Source organism: Pseudomonas sp. 3-2 (genome assembly GCF_019710535.1).
GTDB lineage: Bacteria > Pseudomonadota > Gammaproteobacteria > Pseudomonadales > Pseudomonadaceae > Aquipseudomonas > Aquipseudomonas pharyngis.
The window spans coordinates 127,501-148,268 of sequence record NZ_CP081200.1; the positions used below are offsets into that span (position 1 = coordinate 127,501).

13 protein-coding genes and 3 rRNA genes (1 of these 16 running past the window's edge) are annotated in these 20,768 nt (G+C 59.7%); 6 read left to right on the top strand and 10 right to left on the bottom strand.

The features are described from left to right. From K3819_RS00625 to rrf (K3819_RS00635), 3 genes are all read left to right on the top strand, one after another. Nucleotides 1-2,203, top strand: a 23S ribosomal RNA gene (locus K3819_RS00625) (it extends 688 nt beyond the left edge of the window). A gap of 156 nt (nt 2,204-2,359) precedes the next feature. Then, a 5S ribosomal RNA gene (gene rrf, locus K3819_RS00630) occupies nt 2,360-2,475 on the top strand. Between the two features lie 106 nt (nt 2,476-2,581). After that, nucleotides 2,582-2,697, top strand: a 5S ribosomal RNA gene (rrf, locus tag K3819_RS00635). A gap of 73 nt (nt 2,698-2,770) precedes the next feature. On the opposite strand, the gene K3819_RS00640 is transcribed toward rrf (K3819_RS00635), so the two are convergent. The 4 genes from K3819_RS00640 to K3819_RS00655 all read right to left on the bottom strand — a co-directional run bounded on the left by K3819_RS00640 (nt 2,771) and on the right by K3819_RS00655 (nt 8,115). Continuing rightward, nucleotides 2,771-3,949, bottom strand: a complete 1,179-nt coding sequence (locus K3819_RS00640; protein ID WP_221398439.1) for a PepSY domain-containing protein — start codon at nt 3,947-3,949, stop codon at nt 2,771-2,773. A 75-nt stretch (nt 3,950-4,024) separates the two neighbouring features. Next, complete coding sequence (locus K3819_RS00645) at nt 4,025-6,526, bottom strand: TonB-dependent siderophore receptor (RefSeq protein ID WP_221398440.1); 2,502 nt, start codon at nt 6,524-6,526, stop codon at nt 4,025-4,027. Nucleotides 6,527-6,613: 87 nt separating this feature from the next. Next, complete coding sequence (locus K3819_RS00650) at nt 6,614-7,615, bottom strand: FecR domain-containing protein (RefSeq protein ID WP_221398441.1); 1,002 nt, start codon at nt 7,613-7,615, stop codon at nt 6,614-6,616. Further along, the gene (locus K3819_RS00655; protein WP_221398442.1) at nt 7,615-8,115 is read right to left on the bottom strand and encodes a sigma-70 family RNA polymerase sigma factor; all 501 of its coding nucleotides are present in this window, start codon (nt 8,113-8,115) and stop codon (nt 7,615-7,617) included. Before K3819_RS00655 ends, K3819_RS00650 begins: the two co-directional genes overlap by 1 nt. A 310-nt stretch (nt 8,116-8,425) precedes the next feature. Here K3819_RS00655 and K3819_RS00660 point away from each other — a divergent pair, with 310 nt between their 5' ends. After that, nucleotides 8,426-10,306: a methyl-accepting chemotaxis protein gene (locus K3819_RS00660; protein ID WP_064592567.1), complete on the top strand. Its 1,881-nt coding sequence runs from the start codon at nt 8,426-8,428 to the stop codon at nt 10,304-10,306. 145 nt (nt 10,307-10,451) lie between these two features. On the opposite strand, the gene K3819_RS00665 is transcribed toward K3819_RS00660, so the two are convergent. From K3819_RS00665 to K3819_RS00685, 5 genes are all read right to left on the bottom strand, one after another. After that, the gene (locus tag K3819_RS00665; protein ID WP_085613337.1) at nt 10,452-10,919 is read right to left on the bottom strand and encodes an SRPBCC family protein; all 468 of its coding nucleotides are present in this window, start codon (nt 10,917-10,919) and stop codon (nt 10,452-10,454) included. Between the two features lie 23 nt (nt 10,920-10,942). Beyond that, entirely contained in the window at nt 10,943-14,332 is a 3,390-nt protein-coding gene (locus K3819_RS00670) for a non-ribosomal peptide synthetase (protein ID WP_221398443.1), read from the bottom strand. A 13-nt stretch (nt 14,333-14,345) separates the two neighbouring features. Further along, nucleotides 14,346-15,275 (bottom strand): diiron oxygenase, encoded by a 930-nt coding sequence (locus tag K3819_RS00675; protein ID WP_221398444.1) that lies wholly within the window; start codon nt 15,273-15,275, stop codon nt 14,346-14,348. Continuing rightward, nucleotides 15,272-16,045 (bottom strand): DUF3050 domain-containing protein, encoded by a 774-nt coding sequence (locus K3819_RS00680; RefSeq protein WP_221398445.1) that lies wholly within the window; start codon nt 16,043-16,045, stop codon nt 15,272-15,274. Before K3819_RS00680 ends, K3819_RS00675 begins: the two co-directional genes overlap by 4 nt. A gap of 754 nt (nt 16,046-16,799) precedes the next feature. Beyond that, nucleotides 16,800-17,510, bottom strand: coding sequence for a GntR family transcriptional regulator (locus K3819_RS00685; protein WP_221398446.1), 711 nt, complete (start codon nt 17,508-17,510; stop codon nt 16,800-16,802). Between the two features lie 193 nt (nt 17,511-17,703). Here K3819_RS00685 and lapG point away from each other — a divergent pair, with 193 nt between their 5' ends. Together lapG and lapD are read left to right on the top strand one after the other, a co-directional pair. After that, complete coding sequence (lapG, locus tag K3819_RS00690) at nt 17,704-18,396, top strand: cysteine protease LapG (protein ID WP_039773040.1); 693 nt, start codon at nt 17,704-17,706, stop codon at nt 18,394-18,396. A 14-nt stretch (nt 18,397-18,410) separates the two neighbouring features. After that, nucleotides 18,411-20,357, top strand: a complete 1,947-nt coding sequence (lapD, locus tag K3819_RS00695; protein ID WP_221398447.1) for a cyclic di-GMP receptor LapD — start codon at nt 18,411-18,413, stop codon at nt 20,355-20,357. Between the two features lie 40 nt (nt 20,358-20,397). Here the strand turns inward: lapD and K3819_RS00700 are convergent, their stop codons facing one another. After that, entirely contained in the window at nt 20,398-20,736 is a 339-nt protein-coding gene (locus K3819_RS00700) for a tryptophan synthase subunit beta (RefSeq protein ID WP_085613332.1), read from the bottom strand. Between the last annotated feature and the right edge of the window lie 32 nt (nt 20,737-20,768).

Here is a 20,768-nt window from a genome sequence, read left to right on the forward strand (position 1 = left end):
CAGGTTGAAGGTTAGGTAACACTGACTGGAGGACCGAACCGACTACCGTTGAAAAGTTAGCGGATGACCTGTGGATCGGAGTGAAAGGCTAATCAAGCTCGGAGATAGCTGGTTCTCCTCGAAAGCTATTTAGGTAGCGCCTCATGTATCACTGTAGGGGGTAGAGCACTGTTTCGGCTAGGGGGTCATCCCGACTTACCAAACCGATGCAAACTCCGAATACCTACAAGTGCCGAGCATGGGAGACACACGGCGGGTGCTAACGTCCGTCGTGAAAAGGGAAACAACCCAGACCGTCAGCTAAGGTCCCAAAGTTATGGTTAAGTGGGAAACGATGTGGGAAGGCTTAGACAGCTAGGAGGTTGGCTTAGAAGCAGCCACCCTTTAAAGAAAGCGTAATAGCTCACTAGTCGAGTCGGCCTGCGCGGAAGATGTAACGGGGCTCAAACCATACACCGAAGCTACGGGTATCACGCAAGTGATGCGGTAGAGGAGCGTTCTGTAAGCCTGTGAAGGTGAGTTGAGAAGCTTGCTGGAGGTATCAGAAGTGCGAATGCTGACATGAGTAACGACAATGGGTGTGAAAAACACCCACGCCGAAAGACCAAGGTTTCCTGCGCAACGTTAATCGACGCAGGGTTAGTCGGTCCCTAAGGCGAGGCTGAAAAGCGTAGTCGATGGAAAACAGGTTAATATTCCTGTACTTCTGGTTATTGCGATGGAGGGACGGAGAAGGCTAGGCCAGCTTGGCGTTGGTTGTCCAAGTTTAAGGTGGTAGGCTGAAATCTTAGGTAAATCCGGGGTTTCAAGGCCGAGAGCTGATGACGAGTTGCCTTTAGGCGACGAAGTGGTTGATGCCATGCTTCCAAGAAAAGCTTCTAAGCTTCAGATAACCAGGAACCGTACCCCAAACCGACACAGGTGGTTGGGTAGAGAATACCAAGGCGCTTGAGAGAACTCGGGTGAAGGAACTAGGCAAAATGGCACCGTAACTTCGGGAGAAGGTGCGCCGGTGAGGGTGAAGCACTTGCTGCGTAAGCCCACGCCGGTCGAAGATACCAGGCCGCTGCGACTGTTTATTAAAAACACAGCACTCTGCAAACACGAAAGTGGACGTATAGGGTGTGACGCCTGCCCGGTGCCGGAAGGTTAATTGATGGGGTTAGCTAACGCGAAGCTCTTGATCGAAGCCCCGGTAAACGGCGGCCGTAACTATAACGGTCCTAAGGTAGCGAAATTCCTTGTCGGGTAAGTTCCGACCTGCACGAATGGCGTAACGATGGCGGCGCTGTCTCCACCCGAGACTCAGTGAAATTGAAATCGCTGTGAAGATGCAGTGTATCCGCGGCTAGACGGAAAGACCCCGTGAACCTTTACTATAGCTTTGCACTGGACTTTGAATTTGCTTGTGTAGGATAGGTGGGAGGCTTTGAAGCGTGGACGCCAGTTCGCGTGGAGCCATCCTTGAAATACCACCCTGGCAACTTTGAGGTTCTAACTCAGGTCCGTTATCCGGATCGAGGACAGTGTATGGTGGGTAGTTTGACTGGGGCGGTCTCCTCCTAAAGAGTAACGGAGGAGTACGAAGGTGCGCTCAGACCGGTCGGAAATCGGTCGTAGAGTATAAAGGCAAAAGCGCGCTTGACTGCGAGACAGACACGTCGAGCAGGTACGAAAGTAGGTCTTAGTGATCCGGTGGTTCTGTATGGAAGGGCCATCGCTCAACGGATAAAAGGTACTCCGGGGATAACAGGCTGATACCGCCCAAGAGTTCATATCGACGGCGGTGTTTGGCACCTCGATGTCGGCTCATCACATCCTGGGGCTGAAGCCGGTCCCAAGGGTATGGCTGTTCGCCATTTAAAGTGGTACGCGAGCTGGGTTTAGAACGTCGTGAGACAGTTCGGTCCCTATCTGCCGTGGACGTTTGAGATTTGAGAGGGGCTGCTCCTAGTACGAGAGGACCGGAGTGGACGAACCTCTGGTGTTCCGGTTGTCACGCCAGTGGCATTGCCGGGTAGCTATGTTCGGGAAAGATAACCGCTGAAAGCATCTAAGCGGGAAACTTGCCTCAAGATGAGATCTCACTGGAACCTTGAGTTCCCTGAAGGGCCGTCGAAGACTACGACGTTGATAGGTTGGGTGTGTAAGCGCTGTGAGGCGTTGAGCTAACCAATACTAATTGCCCGTGAGGCTTGACCATATAACACCCAAGCAATCTGTAGACTCGAAAGAGACCAGATTGCGGTGTGTGAAGACGCAATGAACCGAAAGTTCGACGCTCACAAAACACCGACAGCTGTCACATACCCAATTTGCTGAAGCGAGACCATCCGGTCACGAGTCAGTAGCCGAATTTCTTGACGACCATAGAGCGTTGGAACCACCTGATCCCATCCCGAACTCAGAAGTGAAACGATGCATCGCCGATGGTAGTGTGGGGTTTCCCCATGTGAGAGTAGGTCATCGTCAAGATTAAATTCCGAAACCCCAATTGCGAAAGCAGTTGGGGTTTTGTTTTAGTAGAAGTCACCGATTTTTGCCGGAACGTTACTGCGGTAACGGGCTGGTCACAGAATTTCTTGACGACCATAGAGCGTTGGAACCACCTGATCCCATCCCGAACTCAGAAGTGAAACGATGCATCGCCGATGGTAGTGTGGGGTTTCCCCATGTGAGAGTAGGTCATCGTCAAGATTGAATTCCGAAACCCCTGTCTGCTAAAGCAGACAGGGGTTTTGTCGTTTCAGGGGACACCAAAAACCTGTCTTCAAACCGCTCTGCGTGCCTTGCTGCTCCGACGAGCCTGCCATTTGCGCCACCAGATGTAGACGCCAGTCCCCGACAACCCCGCAATCAGAACACCCAATACTGCGATCATCACTTGCCCGGTGAAACCTATGATCCGCCCCCCATGTATCGGCAACTGCAACCGATAAAACTGCTCTCCCAACGTCCCTTCTCCTGCGATCTCCTGCCCTAATAATCGTCCGTCAGTACCGTGGAAGAACAACCAGGATTTGCCGTGGGCCTCGGTGTCATGCTGTCCAAACCCCGCACCGTAGAAGTTGTACTCAAAGCTGTAATACAACTCGCCGATCGCCGCTGTCAGCCCCAACCTTTTCCCCTCCTGCTGTGCCCTTTCGTATGCCTGTTGATAACTCAATCGAGTGATCCCCAGCTCTTCGGCAGGCATTCGTCCTCGGGCTTCATACACGCTCGGTTCAATCGGAGAAAACAACGACACCGCAGGTTTGAAGACCTGACTCGGCAGGTTCATCGCCACGCTGCTGACGGCTATCGGTAGCAACAACAACCACAGCCACAAGCCCCCTGCCCGATGCAGATCGAAGTTGAGCCGATAGGCATGCCCGCCCTTGATCTTCCAGGCGTTCGACCACTTCTTCCAGAACGGTTTACCCCGCGGCAACGTCAGCCAGAGGGCGATGAAGCAATCGATTACCCAGGCGATGGCCACCAACCCCATCAACAGCAAACCCCAGTTACCGGGCAGTGTCAGGTTGTAGTGAAACTCGAGAATGAACGGAACGAAGTTCTCACGCTGGAAACAGCATTCGCCCCAATAGCGCTGACCTTTCTGCTCGCCACTGACCGGGTCGAGGTAGAACACTTCATTGCGTTCTTTGAACGGTTCGCCCGTCGCCGGATCATTTCGCGGAACCGCCGCCAGTAATGCCGTGTGGCCTGCCTCGTTCGGGTACTCCATGTACCAGACCTGCAACTTCGGATGTAACGATTGCACCGCATCCACCAGCTCACCTGGCGGTAGTCTCGCCCCCTCGGCTGAAGCTGCGTAAAACTCCGGATTCAACCACTCATCCAGCTCATGGTGGAACGCCAGAATGCTCCCGGTAACCCCTGCCAGCAGCAGAAAAACCGCCGTTGCCAACCCGATATACCGGTGCAATAAAACCAGAAACGAACGCATGAAAATTCCCCTACAGATACGACAAAGCCAGCCCCTGAAATCAGGGGCTGGCTTTTTTATGCACAAGACAAAGGCTTAGAACTGGTAACTGACCGTAGCGGCGACGTTGCGCTCTTCGCCCATGTAGCAGAAGTCCAGACTGGCGCAGGAGGCCACGTAGGATTCGTTGGTCAGATTGTTCGCATTCAGGCGTACGTCGACACCCTTCAAACCGACCTTGCCGAGGTCATAGCCAATCGATGCGTCGAACAATGTGTAGGACGGCACCTTCATGGTGTTCTCTGCATCCGCCCAGCTATAGCCGACATACCGCACACCACCGCCCAGTCGCAGACCATCGAGTGCCGCGCTGTCGAACTTGTAGTCGGCCCACAAGGACGCCATGTGCCGTGGCGCCTGGGTTGGCGAGTTGCCTTTGTTCTCGATCACATTGGTCGGTGTGCTCAAGGTGCTGGTCATCGACTTCGAGTATTCAATGTCGGTGAAGGTGTAGCTGCCGAGTACTTTCAGGTTATCGGTCAACTGCATGTGCGCTTCCAGTTCCAGACCCTGAGAGCGGACAGCGCCTACAGCGCGATAGAAGTTTTCCTGCGGCAGCTTGGTCGCCAGGTTCTCTTGATCGATGTGGAACAAGGAGGCGGTGAACAGATTGTCGGTGCCCGGCGGCTGATACTTCAGGCCCACTTCCCACTGCGTTCCATCGGTCGGTGCGAGAGGATTGCCGGCACTGTCCGCGTAGGAGTTCGGATTGAACGACTCGGAATAGCTGACGTACGGCGCAAGCCCGTTATCGAACAGATACAGTGCGCCGGCACGGCCGGTGAGCTTGGTGCGTCGGTCGTTGATCTCGGTTCCGACCGGGCGGCCCGCTTCGGCGATACGGTTTTCGTCGGAGGTTTCCACCCAGTCCTGACGCAGGCCCAGCGAGAAGCGCCACTTGTCCATTTCGATCAGGTCTTGCAGGTAAACGCCGGTCTGCTCCAGGCGCCGCAGATAGCTGGTCTCGCCGTACGGTGTAATAGCGGAATTGCCGTACACCGGGTTGAACGCGTTGATCGGCGCTAGACCGCCGCTGGTCCAGTCGACCACGGTTTTGCGCCGCTGGTAATCCGCACCCATCAGCACTGTGTGCTTGGTCGCGCCGGTGAAGAATTCGGCCTGGAGCATGTTGTCGACGATGAACGCATGGAGGCGCTCGTTACCGCCGGTGTAGTAGCGATTCAGTTCGTTGCTGGTCGGCGACGTCCAGCCATAGGCGTACACCTGATCCATGTTCACTTTGGAGTCGAGGTAGCGGAAGTTCTGCCGCGCGGTGAAGACGTCGTTGAAGCGGTGTTCGAACTGGTAACCGAACGACTGCTGATCACGGGAGTAGCCATCGATGCCCGGCTCGCCTTCGAAGAAGTGCGGCGAGATACGATTACCGTTGCGTTGATGAATCGTGCCGTCGGCCGGCACGCCACCGTGATAGCCGCCATCCGGGTCATGCTGCAGATACGCTTGCAGAGTCAGTGAGGTGTCTTCGCTGAAATCGATGCTGACGGTCGGCGCGAGGGCGAAGCGCTTTTCCTTGTTGTGGTCGAATTGCGTGTCGGACTGATCCGTCAATCCGATCAGACGATAGGCGATGCGCTTGTCGTCATCGACCGGTCCGCTGAAGTCAAAACCGACACCGCGCTGGCCCTGAGTGCCGACGGTGGCTTGAACCTGGTGATAGGCCTCGTACAGCGGCTTCTTGCTGGTCAGCGCCACCAGACCGCCCGGCGAGCTGCGGCCGTACAGCACCGACGACGGGCCCTTCAGGATATCGACACGCTCGAGGAAATACGGATCGACCTGCATGGTGCTGTAGGTGCCGCTGTCGCCCATCGACTTGAGACCGTCGAGGTAGATGTTATCCACCGAACCGTCGTTGAAGCCGCGCATCGCCACATAGTCGTAACGGTGCGTGGCGCCGTAGGGGTTGGTCAGCACGCCGGGGGTGTAACGCATGGCCTGGGACACGGTTTGCGAGCCCTGGTCATCCATTTGCTCGCGGGTGACCACGGACACGCTTTGCGAAGTTTCCAGCAGCGCGGTACTGGTCTTGGTGGCGATCTGACTGTGCGTCGCGTTATAGCCGTCCATGCTGCCCAGTGCGTTGCCGAGGGCGAAGCCTTTGATGTCGGTGGTCGGCAGGGCCAGCGCTTCGGTTTCTGCGACCGAGCGCAACACATAGCTGCTGCCGTCCTGGCTGACCGCCTCCAGACCCGAACCACCGAGCAGATGACTGAGCGCCTGATCGGTCGAATACTCGCCCTGTACACCCGGTGACTGCCGGCCTTGGGTTTGCTGCGGCGTCATCGACAACGTGATGCCCGCCTCACGCGCGAACTGGTTGAGCGCATCGCCCAGCGGTCCGGGGGCGATGTTGTAGCGGTGGCTGCTGACCTCGCTGGCATTGGCCGCCATGCTCAGGCTCGGCAGCACGCCAACGCCCAGTGCAGTAGAAAACAGCGCCGCCCGAACGGCGTGGCGCAACAATCCCGATTCGGCAGAGAAATTCAGAGGGTTCTTACAGGTAACGCGCGCAGTCATTGTAGGTTTCCGTAGGCAGTCGCGAAGGCTGAGTTGAAGTGCTTACTGACTAAGCCGGACTTGCCGCGAAAACCCGCCAAAATACTTTCAGACCACAGACTCCAGCGTCACCCACCAACGGGTGCGGTAGCGCAATTGCACCGGCAGGGTCTGCGGCAGGATCGCCAGCAGCTTGTCGGTGTCCTCAAGACGGAACACGCCGGACAGACGCAAATCCGCAATATCCGACGCACAGCTCAGAAATCCCTGACGATACCGGCCGACTTCGCCGAGGAAGTCGCCCAGCCGCATGTTGCGCGTCACGATCAGCCCGTCGACCCAGGCGCCGGCGTCCATGTCCAACGGCGGCGCGGGACGTATCTGATGGTGATCGATCAGATAGCTCTGGCCGGCGATGGCCTCCGTCGAGTTGCCAGCGGAATGAATCGCGACCCGGCCACTGGTAACGCTCAGGCGGGTGCAACCCTCTTCCTGGCGCAGGATGAATCGAGCGTTGAACGGTTCGTAACTGGCATGACGATTCTGCACCCGCAGCGGTCGATCAAACGGCGCACCTTCATCGGCACCGCCGCAGGTGACGACGATTTCGCCACGGGTCAGTTTGATCAGCCGTTGTTGCGCGGTGTAATCAAGATCCACGCTGCTGGCGGTGTTGAGCTCGATCCGCGTGCTGTCCGGCAACTGGAAGCCACGGCGTTCGCCCGTGGCGGTGGCATAGTCGGCACGCCACTGTTGCCAGACGGAAGTGTCGCTGGCCAGCCATCCCGCCGAGCCCATCAGCAGCGCGCCGGACAATAGCTTCAAGGCCTGACGTCGACCCAACCCTTGCGCACTGTTTTCCAGCGTGTTGAACGCCACCTGCGCACCGGGCACGGCGCGCAGATTGTGGGTCAGTTCGGCTTGCAGAGACTGCACCCGCTGCCAGGCCAGTTCGTGATCATGGTGTTCGGCGCGCCATTGTTCGCACTGACGATTCAGACGCGGGTTGCCATGGTTGTTGCGCAGACGCAGGAGCCAGTGAATGGCCTGTCGGACGACTTGTTGCGGTGGCTCGGCGCGTCGGCCAAGCGAGAGGTTATCCACAGGCATCAGCTTTCATACCGCAACATGTAGCAGTGAAACAGCGCGTCGGCGACGTAGCGCTCCACCGAACGCAGGGACAGCCCCATCTGCTCGGCAATCTGTTTGTGGGTCAAACCTTCGCACTGAGCCAGCAGAAATGCCTGACGCACTTTTGGCTTCAAGCCTTCAAGCATGCGGGCGATGCCCTCGAGCAGTTCGATCACCAATGCGCGGGATTCGGCACTCGGAGTTTCGGCTTCAGGCAAATGGGCGATGGTTTCCAGATAGGCGCGTTCAATTTCCTCACGGCGCCAATGGTCGATCACCAATCCCCGGGCAACCGTGCGCAGAAACGCGCGGGGTGACTTGAGTTCCAGGCGCTCGGTGCGCTGCAACAGGCGAACGAAGGTGTCCTGGGCCAGATCCGCCGCATCGGCAGCATTGCCCAGCCGAGCGCGCAACCAGCCGTTGAGCCAGCCGTGATGACTCGTGTAAAGCGCCTGTACAGCCAACTCAGGTGAGGACATGAACGCGACAGCCCGAACGTCACAAATGATAATTAGTCGCATTGTCATCAAGGGTTACAGAATTTGCAACCGGCGCTGCAAACGCTCATCAAAAAAGCAGAGGCGACCGCTCTAATACGCCGTCCGGCGGGAATCTGGCAGAAATGCCATCCATTTCCCGCAAAACCCTAAGTTTTCTCCAAAGCGTGCCGACAGACTGGTGAGACATGCGTGCACCAAAGTAGAGCAGCCGTCAGAACGCTGCCTGCGCTGTACATGGAATGTTGCATCCGGAACGCATCCCCACTTTTCGCATAAGAAGTCCCATGAAATGAATCTCAAGTTCAGCCATAAAATCCTGCTGGCCGCCTCGGGCGTCGTGGTCCTGGCGTTCGCGCTGTTCACGTTGTACAACGACTATCTGCAGCGAAACACCATTCGCCAGAACCTCCAGTCCTCGGTCCAGCAGGCCGGTGACCTGACCGCCAGCAGTGTGCAGAACTGGATGAGCGGGCGGATTCTGGTACTGGAAAACCTCGCGCAGAACGTTGCCCATCAAGGCAAAAACGCCGACTTCCCGGGCCTGGTCGATCAACCGGCCTTCACCTCGAACTTCCAGTTCACCTACGTCGGTCAGGCCAACGGCGTGTTCACCCAGCGCCCTGACGCGAAGATGCCGGACGGTTACGACCCGCGTCAGCGTCCCTGGTACAAGCAGGCCGTGGCCGCTGACCAGACCATGTTGACCCCGCCGTACATGGCCGCCGTTGGCGGTCTGGTGGTGACCATCGCCATGCCGGTGAAAAAGAACGGCGAGCTGCTCGGCGTAGTCGGCGGTGACCTGAGTCTGGAAACCCTGGTGAAGATCATCAACTCGGTGGACTTCGGCGGCCTGGGCCACGCGTTCCTGGTCAGCGGTGACGGTCAGGTGATCGTCAGCCCGGACAAAGACCAGGTGATGAAGAACCTCAAGGACATCTACCCGAACGCCGGTGTGCGTATCGAGAAGGGCAACCAGAACGTGGTGCTCAACGGCCAGGAACGCATCCTGTCGTTCACTCCGGTCGCCGGTCTGCCGAATGCCGAGTGGTACATCGGTCTGTCGATCGACCGCGACAAGGCCTACGCCGCACTCAGCCAGTTCCGCACCTCGGCACTGATCGCAATGTTCGTCGCAGTGGGCGCGATTGCGGTGTTCCTGAGCCTGCTGATCACCGTGCTGATGCGTCCGCTGATCACCATGGGCCGTGCGATGCAGGACATCGCTCAGGGTGAAGGCGACCTGACTCGTCGTCTGGTGGTGGAAAGCAAGGACGAGTTCGGCGAACTGGGCAGTTCCTTCAACCAGTTCGTCGAGCGGATTCACGCCTCGATTTCCGAAGTGTCGTCGGCGACTCGACACGTACACGACCTGTCGCAACGGGTGATGGCATCGTCCAACGCCTCGATCATCGGCTCCGACGAGCAAAGCGCGCGCACCAACAGCGTGGCTGCGGCGATCAATCAGTTGGGTGCCGCCACCCAGGAAATCGCCCGTAACGCCGCCGATGCTTCGCAACACGCCAGCGGCGCGAGCGAGCAGGCCGATGACGGTCGTCAGGTGGTCGAGCAGACGATTCAGGCCATGACCGAGCTGTCGCAGAAGATCAGCCTGTCGTGCACCCAGATCGAAACCCTGAATGCGAGCACCGACAACATCGGCCATATTCTCGATGTGATCAAAGGCATCTCCCAGCAGACCAACCTGCTGGCGCTCAACGCGGCCATCGAAGCGGCCCGGGCCGGTGAAGCCGGACGCGGTTTTGCGGTGGTGGCGGACGAAGTGCGCAACCTCGCTCACCGTACCCAGGAATCGGCGGAAGAGATCCACAAGATGATCACTTCGCTGCAGGTCGGCTCCCGCGAAGCGGTGACCACCATGAACGCCAGTCAGGCGTCCAGCGAGGAGACCGTTGAAGTGGCTAACCAGGCCGGTCTGCGACTGGTCAGCGTGACCCAGCGCATCGGCGAAATCGACGGCATGAACCAGTCGGTGGCCGCCGCTACCGAGGAACAGACTGCCGTGGTGGAAACCCTCAACGTCGACGTCAACCAGATCAACCTGCTGAACCAGCAGAGCGTGGCCAACCTCAATGAAACGTTGAAGGATTGCGATGCGTTGTCGCAGCAGGCCAACCGTTTGAAGCAACTGGTCGACAGCTTCAAGATCTGACACCAAGTCAGACCGCGATCGTTCATCGCGGGCAAGCCCGCTCCCACAGGATTTCTGGCGCACACAACATTTGTGACCGACCGGGAACCTGTGGGAGCTGGCTTGCCAGCGATAGCGGTGGCTCAATCACCGCAGAACTGAAACCTTACACAAACAGCTTCAGCACATTGCCCATCGCATCATCGGCAAAGCCCTGCACGAAGTCCTTGAACCCCGGCAGTGCCTCGGGCCCACCGCTGGCCGGTTCGGCAATGATCGTCCAGGTTGCCCGCGACTTGCCCGCGCCCAGCGACTCTACATTCATCGCCGCCCACAGATTGGCCACGCCCAGGGTGTTGTAGATCGTGGTCCAGGTCATGCTCAGCGCCTGGTCGTCCCGAGAGTTGAGTTGCTCGACCACGATGTTGCCATCCTTGAAGAACTTCTTGCGCAGCGAAGACACGCCTTCGCCGGTCATTTCGATGTGCGACAGCGCCGGAATGAAACGGTCGAAACCGTCGAATTTGCCCACTACCGACCACACCTCATTGGCGTCCACCGGCACTTCCACCGAAGACACGACGTGGCAGCCGTGAGGATTCTTGATCAGGGTGTCGGGTTGCAGATTGCTCATGGTGTTGCTCCTTGGTTGATGAGTCAGATGAAGTTGATTTCTTTCAGGTAGTCGCAGCCGCGACGCAGCAGCGCCGGGGATTTTTCCGGGTAGTGCGCGCCCATCTGTTGTACGCCGGCCTGGGCGTTGGCGTGGCCGATCAGGGAGATGTCGCCGATGTCTTCCTCGAAGCCGTTGAGGTAGAAACCGAGCACGCCGAACAGCGCGTTGTCGACATCGACCCGGCCCAGTTGCTGCTGCCAGTCGGCGACGCTGACCAGCGAAAACTCGCTGCCGGTTTCGCGGAACGACGCAACGTAGGCATCCCAACTCAGAGGCTCCGGGTTGTGCAGGTTGAACACCGCCCGTTCGGGCGAATAACGGCTGGCGTGGAAGGCGATGAAACGGGCAAGGAAGTCCACCGGCATCAGGTCGAAATTCAGCGCGAAGGCCGGTACCTGGCCGAGCTGGATCGAGCCCTTGAGCATCAGCATCAAACGGTTCTTGTGCGGCTGGCACACGCCGCTGAGGCTGTTGAAACTGATGTTGCCGGGTCGATACAGATTGACCCGCACCCCACGCTCCCGGGCCCGTTCGAGGATGCGCTCACCGACCCATTTCGACAGGTTGTAGCCGTTGCGGATGTAGATCGGCGGCGTCGGTGCGGCGGGCAATTCCAGCACCCGGCCCGCGTCGTCGACGGTGCTGGAGGCCGACAGCGTCGAGACGAAGTTGAACACCTTCTTGCTGCGTCCTTCACACAGCCGCAGCAGTTCGAAAATCGGCTCGACGTTGTCCGCCGCCAGCGACTCGTAGTCGAGTACGTGATTGACGTTGGCCGCGTTGTGCACCAGCGCGCCGAACTCGCGATCCAGTCGCTCGAAATCCTCATTGGCCAGGCCCAGTTGCGGCCGGGTGATGTCCGCCGAATAGACCCGCACCCGACTCAGGTCCAGATGCTCCAGCCGGTTCTCTCGCAGCGCTTGGGCAAAGCGCTGCGCCGCGGTTTGCCCGCCGCCGTCGCGCACCAGACATGCCACCTCGCTGGCGCCCCATCCCAGCAGCGCCTCGACGATGTGCACGCCGACAAAACTGTTGGCGCCGGTGACGATCACCTTGTGAACATCGCCCATGCGGCTGATCGGCAACGGCTCGATTTCCAGCGCTCGCTCGGCGTCGGCCATCGCCTGAGCGCTGAGTACCGCGCTGTCATCGGTGCCGCGCACCAGCGTGGCGAGCTTGGCGATGGTCGGCAGTTCGATGAAGCGGTTGATCGAGATGCTGCGACCGAATTCCTCCCGCAGACGCAGGAGCATGCGTGACAGCAGAATCGAGTGACCGCCGAGATTGAAGAAGCTTTCGTCGGTGGAAATATCGCTGGTCGGCAGCTCTAGCAACTCGCCCCAGATCTCCAGCAGCAGCGCTTCGTCGGCGTTGGCCGGCAGGCATTTGGGGCCGCTGTCCTGCACGCTGACCGGCAATTCCAGCAAGGCTTTTCGGTCGACTTTGCCGTTGGCGGCGAACGGCATGTTCGGCAGTTCCGTCCATGCCACCGGTTGCATGTAGTCGGGCAAAAACTGCTGTGCGTGAGCTTTCAGCGACTCGCGCGCGGCATCCGATTGCGGCTGGGCGAGGAACGCCAGAATCCGTCGCTGACTGTCGATCACCACCGCGATCTGCCGATACAGCTGACTCTCGCGCAGGCACCGTTCGATCTCCTCCGGCTCGACCCGGAAGCCGCGGATCTTCACCTGATTGTCGCGCCGTCCGCACAGTTCGATGCCGTCCTCGCCCCACTTGGCCATGTCGCCGCTGCGGTAGGCGCGCAGACGCTGACCATCCGGCAACTCCAGGTCCAGATAGCGCTCGGCGGTCTGCTGTGGATTGTTCAAGTAACCCAGGCACACGCCGGGGCCGACGATGAACAGTTCGCCCACCGTTTGCTCCGGCACCGGTTGCAGGTCGTCATCGAGGATCAGCACCCGACTGTTGGCAATCGGTCCGCCGAGCGTGCGATTGCTGTCGCCCGGTTGCAGTTGCCGCGCGGTGATCAGCACCGTGGCTTCGGTCGGACCGTAGAGGTTGTGCAGCTTGCCCTGGCGGGTCAGTTGCTCGATCACGAACGGCTCACACACATCACCGCCGGTCATGATTTGCCCGACACTTTGCAATTGCTCCAGCGGCAGGATGCTCAACAGCGCCGGCGGCAGGAACGCGTGGGTCAGTTGCCGACGGCGGATCAGCGCCACCAGTTGCAGTGGGTCGCGGCGCTGGTTGTCGTCGGGCACTACCAGTTCCGCGCCTTCGAGCAGGGTCGGGAAGATGTCGATCAGCGACGAGTCGAAACTCAGTGACGAGAACTGCAACACCCGGCTCTCGGCGTGCAACTGCACGTAGTCGGCGTACCACGCGGTGAAGTGCGCAAGATTTGCCTGACTCAGCAGCACACCCTTCGGATGCCCGGTGGTGCCCGAGGTGTAGAGCGCCATGCACGGCGCATCGAGCTCGGGCCGACGACGCATCAACGGTTGCGACAGATCGGCGTCGGTGCAGTCGATGCGGCAGACATCCAGTCCCGGCATCGAACCGCTCAGCGGGTGTTCGCCGTCGTGCAGCAACAGCACCGCCCCGGCGTTTTCCAGAATGTACTGCTGGCGCTGAAGTGGATGGCTCGGCTCCAGCGGCAGGTACACCGCGCCGCTGCCGAGAGTCGCCAGGATCGAAGCAAACAGCGCATCGCATTTCGGCAGGCAAATCCCCACCACCCAGGGTTGCGGTTGTGTCTCCAGCATGGCCAGCAAGCGTTGCTGGATCGCCCGGCTGTGAGCATGCAACTGGCGGTAGCTCATCGACTGCTCGGCGAGGTGCAGCGCCGGGCGCTCCGCGTGCTCGATCAGACTCTGTTGCAGCCGCTCGATCACCGGGATCTGCGCCTGTTGCAGCAAGGCCGGATTAGCCGTGGCATTCAGGCGATGGACGTAGGCCAGACTGTCGAGAAACAGCAGGTTTTCCACCTGTTCGAAGTCCGGCGAACGGGCCGCTGTCGCGTGCTGGAAATACTCGGCATCGCGGGAAAAGCGGCTGACCAGCAGCGCCACTTCGTCCACCACCTGCGCCAGTGTTCGCTGGCGCAAGGCTTGACCGTTGCCGGACGGTTCGTCGGCGATGGGCACGCGGCTCAGCAGTGTCGTGTTGCAGAGGCATAGCAGATCGAGCACCGGCAGTCCGCCGATGCCCGTTGCACCAATGCCCAGGCGCAAGTTCAGCTGCGATGTGGTGCCGTAATCCTGCGGCGCAAGACTGCCGTCATCGATCACCAGATCCACCGACGGTGCAATCTCCGTCAGCAACGAATGACCGTGTTGTTCGAACTCCTCCGCCAGGTCGGTCAAGGCCTGGCTGCGGCCCCTCAGCAAAATGTCGAGACGTCTCATGTCAGCCTCCTTGTCAAACCAGGTAATCGCGCAGGGCGTGCTGCACGCACGGTGTGTCGAGCAGCGAACTGTTGTGGAAAAACCGCACGATGTTGCCCACCAGCGGGTGGTGGCGATTGATCGGGAAGGCCAGCCCGACCATCTCGTCTTTCAGGGCGCGGCGGGTGGCATCGTTGACCGGCAGGGCGTCGATCAGGCGCAGGTCGAAGGATTTCTGGATGTCGTTGGTCAGGTAATGGCCGATGAACACCGGCAGGATCTGCGCGATGCATTCGCGATCCGCATCACTCGCGGTGTGCCAGTAGATGCGCACCATCCGCGCCCAGAAACTCGAGTGCCGGCCCTCGTCGAGCAAGTGGTCGGCCATCAGGCCCTTGATCGACGGCTTGACCGTGTCGTCCCGGGCGAACGCCGCGACGTCGCCGGTCACGGTGTTTTCGGCGATGGCCACGCAGATCAGCTCCACGGCGCTGCGCAGGTGTTGCGGGGCCAGTTCGACGGCGGCCGGAATCGCCCGGCTCAGTTCGATTTCATTCGGCAGCTCGATCGGCTCGATGCCGGTCATGGCCACGGTCTGCTGCATGAAATCCATCGCTACCAGTGCGTGGTAATCCTCGTCCACCACCACGGTCATGGCGTCGTAGCGACAGGCGAACGGGAAGGGCACGGCGAAGCGGTTCTTGGCGATGCTGCGGGCGGTCTTGTCGACGATTTCGGTTTCGAAAATCACCACGTCGTTGATGAATTTGTACAACGTCTGCACCAGGGCGAAATCACGCTGCTGCGGGCATTCACGCAGGAAGGTCTCGCTGAGCACCAACGGCTGGCGGCTGAGCGGATAGATCAGCCGCGCGTCGTCCTCCAGCACGCGGCGCGGCCGGGTGCGAATGGTCGCGCGGCTTTCCCAGGCATCGGCGAAAGACTGGTAGTCGGCGGCATTCATTGGGCCACCTCCGCCAGCGGTTCACGCATGCTCAGGCGCAGACCGTCCCACAGGGCGATGCGGCTTTCCACGGCGGCGATGGCGCTGGCGTAGACCTCGGCTTCGCGCTGCGGATTGCCGTCCACCAGTCGGTCCAGCAGTTGTTCTGCAGCCGGGCCGTGGTCTTCGGAGTCGACCTCGATGTGTCGCTCCAGGTAGTAACGGAAGGTCGGCGCCTGTTCGACGCCGATGCCCCAGGCATCGAGCATGCGCTGGAACATGGTCGGGATCACGCTCTCGCGACCGTGCAGGAAGGCGGCAGCAACGCTGTGCCCTGGCGCATGCAGTGCGGTGTGCAGCGTGTCGCGGACGAACCGCGCAGCGGCCGGATCGACCTCGACGCTTTGCAGGGCGACGTCGTAACTCACGCCCTCCTGCTGCAGCGTGACGAAGCGTTCCACGGCTGTCGTGTCCGCACCGACTTCGCGCATGGCATCGAGGTACAGTTCGAAGTGACTGTAATGCCCGTGTGACAGCCGATCGTCCGATTCTTCCCCGAGCACGATTTCGTTGATCAGTCTTGCTGCGTGCGGATCTCGTGGCGGTAACCACGGCAGGCGAGTGCAAGTCAGTTCCTGCTGCAGGCGTTTGGTCAGCGACATGAAGTCCCAGACGGCAAATACATGGGACTCCATAAACCGGCGCAATGTCGCCAAAGAATCGATCTCGGAGAAGATCGGATGAATGCTGAGTTCGGCTTTCTTCAGTGTAAGTTGCTCTTTAGTTGGCATGGTTGCGAGACTCTGGTTAATAGGGAATAAGGATTGCTCAATTAATCGCTAACAACGTTGAGCAAGTTTCTCCAGGCGAACGACAGCCTCATTCGGTTTCGATGAAAACAGGCAATGTCTGAAGGGCCCGGGACAGCAGCAGACGGATAAACCGCTGCGAACCCGGCCGTAGCGCAAGGTTTTGCCGGGTTGGTGATTTCGGATCCAAACCCGGCGAAGAAAAACTAATACATCGCAAAACAACTTAACAAGTTTATTTTTAATTATTTTTAGTTGGCTTTTTTTGAAGTATGAGTGGGGCTGATAAAACTTATAAGTTAAGTTTTATTTGGGCGTGGTTGCTCCTTTCGGCGTTTAATGGCCAAAATTGAACGACAAGAGTGAATGCCTCACTCGAAGCAACTTTCAAATTAAGTAATCGAATTGATATGAGGGGATGAAGTCGGGCTGTAAGAGCGCCGTTTCTTCCTGTTCCCGTGACAAGGCTCCTTCCGTAGGTTCCTGGTGCGGGGACTGCTGCCGGGGCGGCGCGTCCCCGTTCTATATTGGGTTGGCGATTCAAGGGTGCGCGTAAATCGGCGCCGCGGCTATCGTCGAAAATGACTTCCTTGCGGTGCAAATTCCGGGCTGTTCAAAGCAGAAGGGAGGTTAGAGCGCAGGCGTCGATGTGCCACGGCAAATGACCGTGACGGGTGGGGGGATTTGTAAGCGGGTTATTCGCCGGGTGAGTGGAGGCTCACCCGGGAGGGAGGATTCAGTGCGCCGCTTTGCGGCTTTGGCCGGCGGAGCTGGCGAGGTAACGGGTGATGACCTCGACACCGCGGTTGAGGTGCTGCTCCAGCAGTGTCACGGCGTGCGCGGTGTCACGCTCTTTCACCGCCTGCAACAGCGCGCGGTGATCGTCCTGGGAGATTTTGCCCAGGCCCATGGCCTCGAGGTTGAAGCGCAGGAAGCGCTCTTCTTCGTTCAAGCCGTCTTCCACCAGCCGCAACAGTCGGCCATTGGGCGCCTTGCTGTAGAGCGCCATGTGAAACAGACGGTTGAGCCGACCGATTTCGGTGTAGTCGTGTTCGTTTTCCAGTTCTTCGATGAAACCGGCCGCGCGTTCGTGGTCGGCCGGGGTCAGCAGCGGGATCGACTGGCGCAGCGCTTCGGACTCCAGCAGAATGCGCAGCTCGTAGGTTTCCGTTGCGTCACCCTGAATCAGCGGTGCGACCACGGCGCCCTTGTGGGCAGTGACGTTGAGCAGGCCCTGGGCCTCAAGTTGACGCAAGGCTTCGCGCACCGGCATGCGGCTGACACCGAACAGGTCGGCCAAGTCCTGCTGGCGCACGGCGGTGCCGCAGGGCAGGCGCCCGTCGAGAATGGCGGCGCGCAGGGTTTCTTCGATGACCGAGCGCGCCAGATGCGCGGGAATCGGGCCGTCGACTTTGATGCTGTGGAGTGGCTTGGGCTTTTGGGTCACAACTGCACACCCTATGACTGCGGATTTGGATCCAAAGGACACTAGTGATTGCTCTACAGGTTGTCAAACCGTGTAGAAGAACCCTGTCACATCTGAAGTTTAGCGCGGCAGCGATGATCTCATGGTGCCATTGTTTTTTGCTGGGCTAACCTTCACCATCAAGCGCTTTCCTCTCTGCCCTGGATGCCTTGCATTGGCGGTACGTTACGTGATCCCACGGATTGCGCGCTGGCTTGCCGGCGCGCTGCTGCTGGCCGGCATCATGCTGGGCGGCCTGCATGCCGATTGGGATTTTTCCGCGATCAGCCGCAAGGCCACGGCACTGTACGGGCCGTTGGGCGCAGGGCAACAGCGGATTGATGCCTGGCAGAATCTGCTGGCCACGCAGAAGCAGGTCAGCGAGATGGAAAAGCTCAAAGTGGTGAACCTGTTTTTCAACAAACAGATGCGCTACGTCGAAGACATCGATCTGTGGCACGAGGTCGATTATTGGGAAACCCCCATCGAGGCCTTGTGGAAAGGCGCCGGCGACTGCGAAGACTACGCGATCGCCAAGTATTTCAGCCTGCGCCACCTCGGTGTGGCCAGTGACAAGTTACGCATCACCTACGTCAAGGCCCTGCGCCAGAACCGCGCGCACATGGTCCTGACTTACTATTCCAGCCCTGACGCCATGCCGCTGGTGCTCGACAGTCTGATCGACCCGATCAAGCCGGCCGCCGAGCGAACCGATTTGCTGCCGGTCTACTCTTTCAATGCCGAAGGGCTGTACCTGCCGGGCGCCAAGGGCAACAAGAAGGTCGGTGACACCAAACGCCTGTCACGCTGGCAGGATGTGTTGAAGAAAATGCAGGCCGAAGGATTTCCGGTCGAGACGACTAACTAGGAGCACGCGCTCAGATGTCTTTGTTCAAACAGCTGTTGATCGCTATCTGTCTGTTCCTGGTGGTCGCCTTCACCGGCAGCTTCATGGTCAGTCTGGAGAGCTCGCGCACCCAGTACGTCAACCAGTTGCGCTCCCACGCCCAGGATGCGGCCACGGCGCTGGCGCTGTCGTTGACGCCGAACATCGATGACCCGGCGATGGTCGAGCTGCTGGTCAGCTCGATCTTCGACAGCGGTTATTACTCGAGCATCCGCGTGGTCGATCTGAAGACCGACCAGACCATTGTCGAGCGCAACGGCATTCCGGCGGTTACCAACGTGCCGGACTGGTTCGTCAGACTGATCGGCCTGGAACCGGCCGGTGGCGATGCGCTGGTCAGCCGTGGCTGGGAGCAGGCGGCGCGGGTCGAGGTGGTCAGCCACCCGATGTTCGCCCTGGCCAAGCTCTGGCAGAGCGCGCTCGGCAGCCTTGGCTGGTTGCTGGTCTGCGGGGCGGTGAGTGCGGTGCTGGGCGCGCTGTTGCTGCGTCGGCAATTGAAGCCGCTGGATTACATGGTCAAACAATCCCACGCCATCGCCCGCCGCGAATTCCTCAGCCTGCCGGATCTGCCGCGCACGCCTGAATTGCGCCGCGTGGTGCTGGCGATGAACCAGATGGTCGAGAAGCTCAAGGCGCTGTTCCAGGAGCAGGCCGAACGCAGTGAAAAACTGCGCACCGAGTCCTATCAGGACAACCTCACGGGGCTGGCCAACCGGCGTTATTTCGAGATGCAGCTGAATGCGCGGGTGAGCAACCCGGAGCAAGCCAGTTCCGGTTATCTGCTGCTGTTGCGGGTCAAGGACCTGGCCGGTCTCAACCAGCGCCTCGGCGGTCAGCGCACCGATGAATTGTTGAAAGCGGTCGGCGAGCAACTGTCCCGCGAGTGCGCCAAATACCCGGAAACCCAGAACCTCGTCACCCGCATTCGCGGCGGTGAATTCGCCGTGCTGGCGCCGGGGTTGACCCGTGAAGAAGCGCTGCAATTGGCGCAGAGCCTCGACAGTGCGTTGAGCAGCCTGCACGCGACAGGTGCCACCGACGTGCCCGCCGTGGCTTCTATCGGCCTGGCGCCGTTCGCTCACGGCGATTCGCCGCAAGCGGTCCTCAGCCTCGGCGATCAGGCGCTGGCCCAGGCCGAAGGGCAGGGCGAGCAGAACTGGGCGTGCCTCGATCAGAGCCTGGTGGCGGAGGTCGGCGACGATCACCACGCCTGGCACCGCTTGCTCGATCAGGCCCTGAATCAGCAGCGCTTCGAGCTGTTCTTCCAGCCGGTGGTGGCGGCGCAGGACACGCAATTGGTGTTGCATTACAAAGTGCTGTCGCGTTTGCTCGACGAGCAGGGCCAGACCATTCCCGCCGGACGCTTCCTGCCGTGGCTGGAGCGCTTCGGCTGGACCGCGCGACTGGACCGGTTGATGCTCGAGCAGGTGCTGGAACAGATGGCCGGACATGAAGAATCTCTGGCGCTGAACCTGTCCTCGGCGACCCTCGCCGATCCGCAGGCGTTGAACAAAGTGTTCGAGATTCTGCGGGCGCATTCCAACCTCGGTGCGCGCCTGACCCTGGAAATCGGCGAGGAACAATTGCCGGAGCAAGCGGTGCTGGAACAATTGACCCGGCGCCTGCGTGAACTCGGTTTCTCCTTGAGCCTGCAGCGCTTCGGCGGGCGCTTCAGCATGATCGGCAACCTGGCGCGGCTGGGGCTGGCGTACCTGAAGATCGATGGCAGCTACATCCGGGCGATCGATCAGGAAAGCGACAAGCGCCTGTTCATCGAAGCGATCCAGCGTGCGGCGCATAGCATCGATCTGCCGCTGATTGCCGAGCGGGTCGAGACGGAAGGGGAATTGTCGGTGATTCGCGAGATGGGGTTGTATGGGGTTCAGGGGCAGCTCTTCGGTGAACCGAAACCCTGGGGCTGACTGATCGCTCCCACGCTCCGCGTGGGAGCGATCAAACGGATCAGATCAACCCGCCCTCATCCTCATCGATCAACTGACTCAACCCGCCCAGCGCTTCCCGCGCCTGGGTCCGGTCCATCAACTTGGCCTGGGCCGCCGCTGGCAGGTCGGTGACGCGGATCACGCCTTTCTGAGTCAGCACCTGAATCAGGTCATCGAGTACCCGGATCATTTCCAGGTCGCTCTGCTTGAGCTGTTTGAGGCTGTTCTCCACGGCTTCGTTGGCGTACCAGGCCTGGATTTCATGGTGGTCGGCCGGCAGCGTTTCCGTGGCCTCGGCGTAGGCCGCAGCTTCCACGCGAATCAACTGACCCTGCGCATCGCGTTGCACGTAAAACATTGAGCATCCCTCGGAAATGGACCAGCGTCATG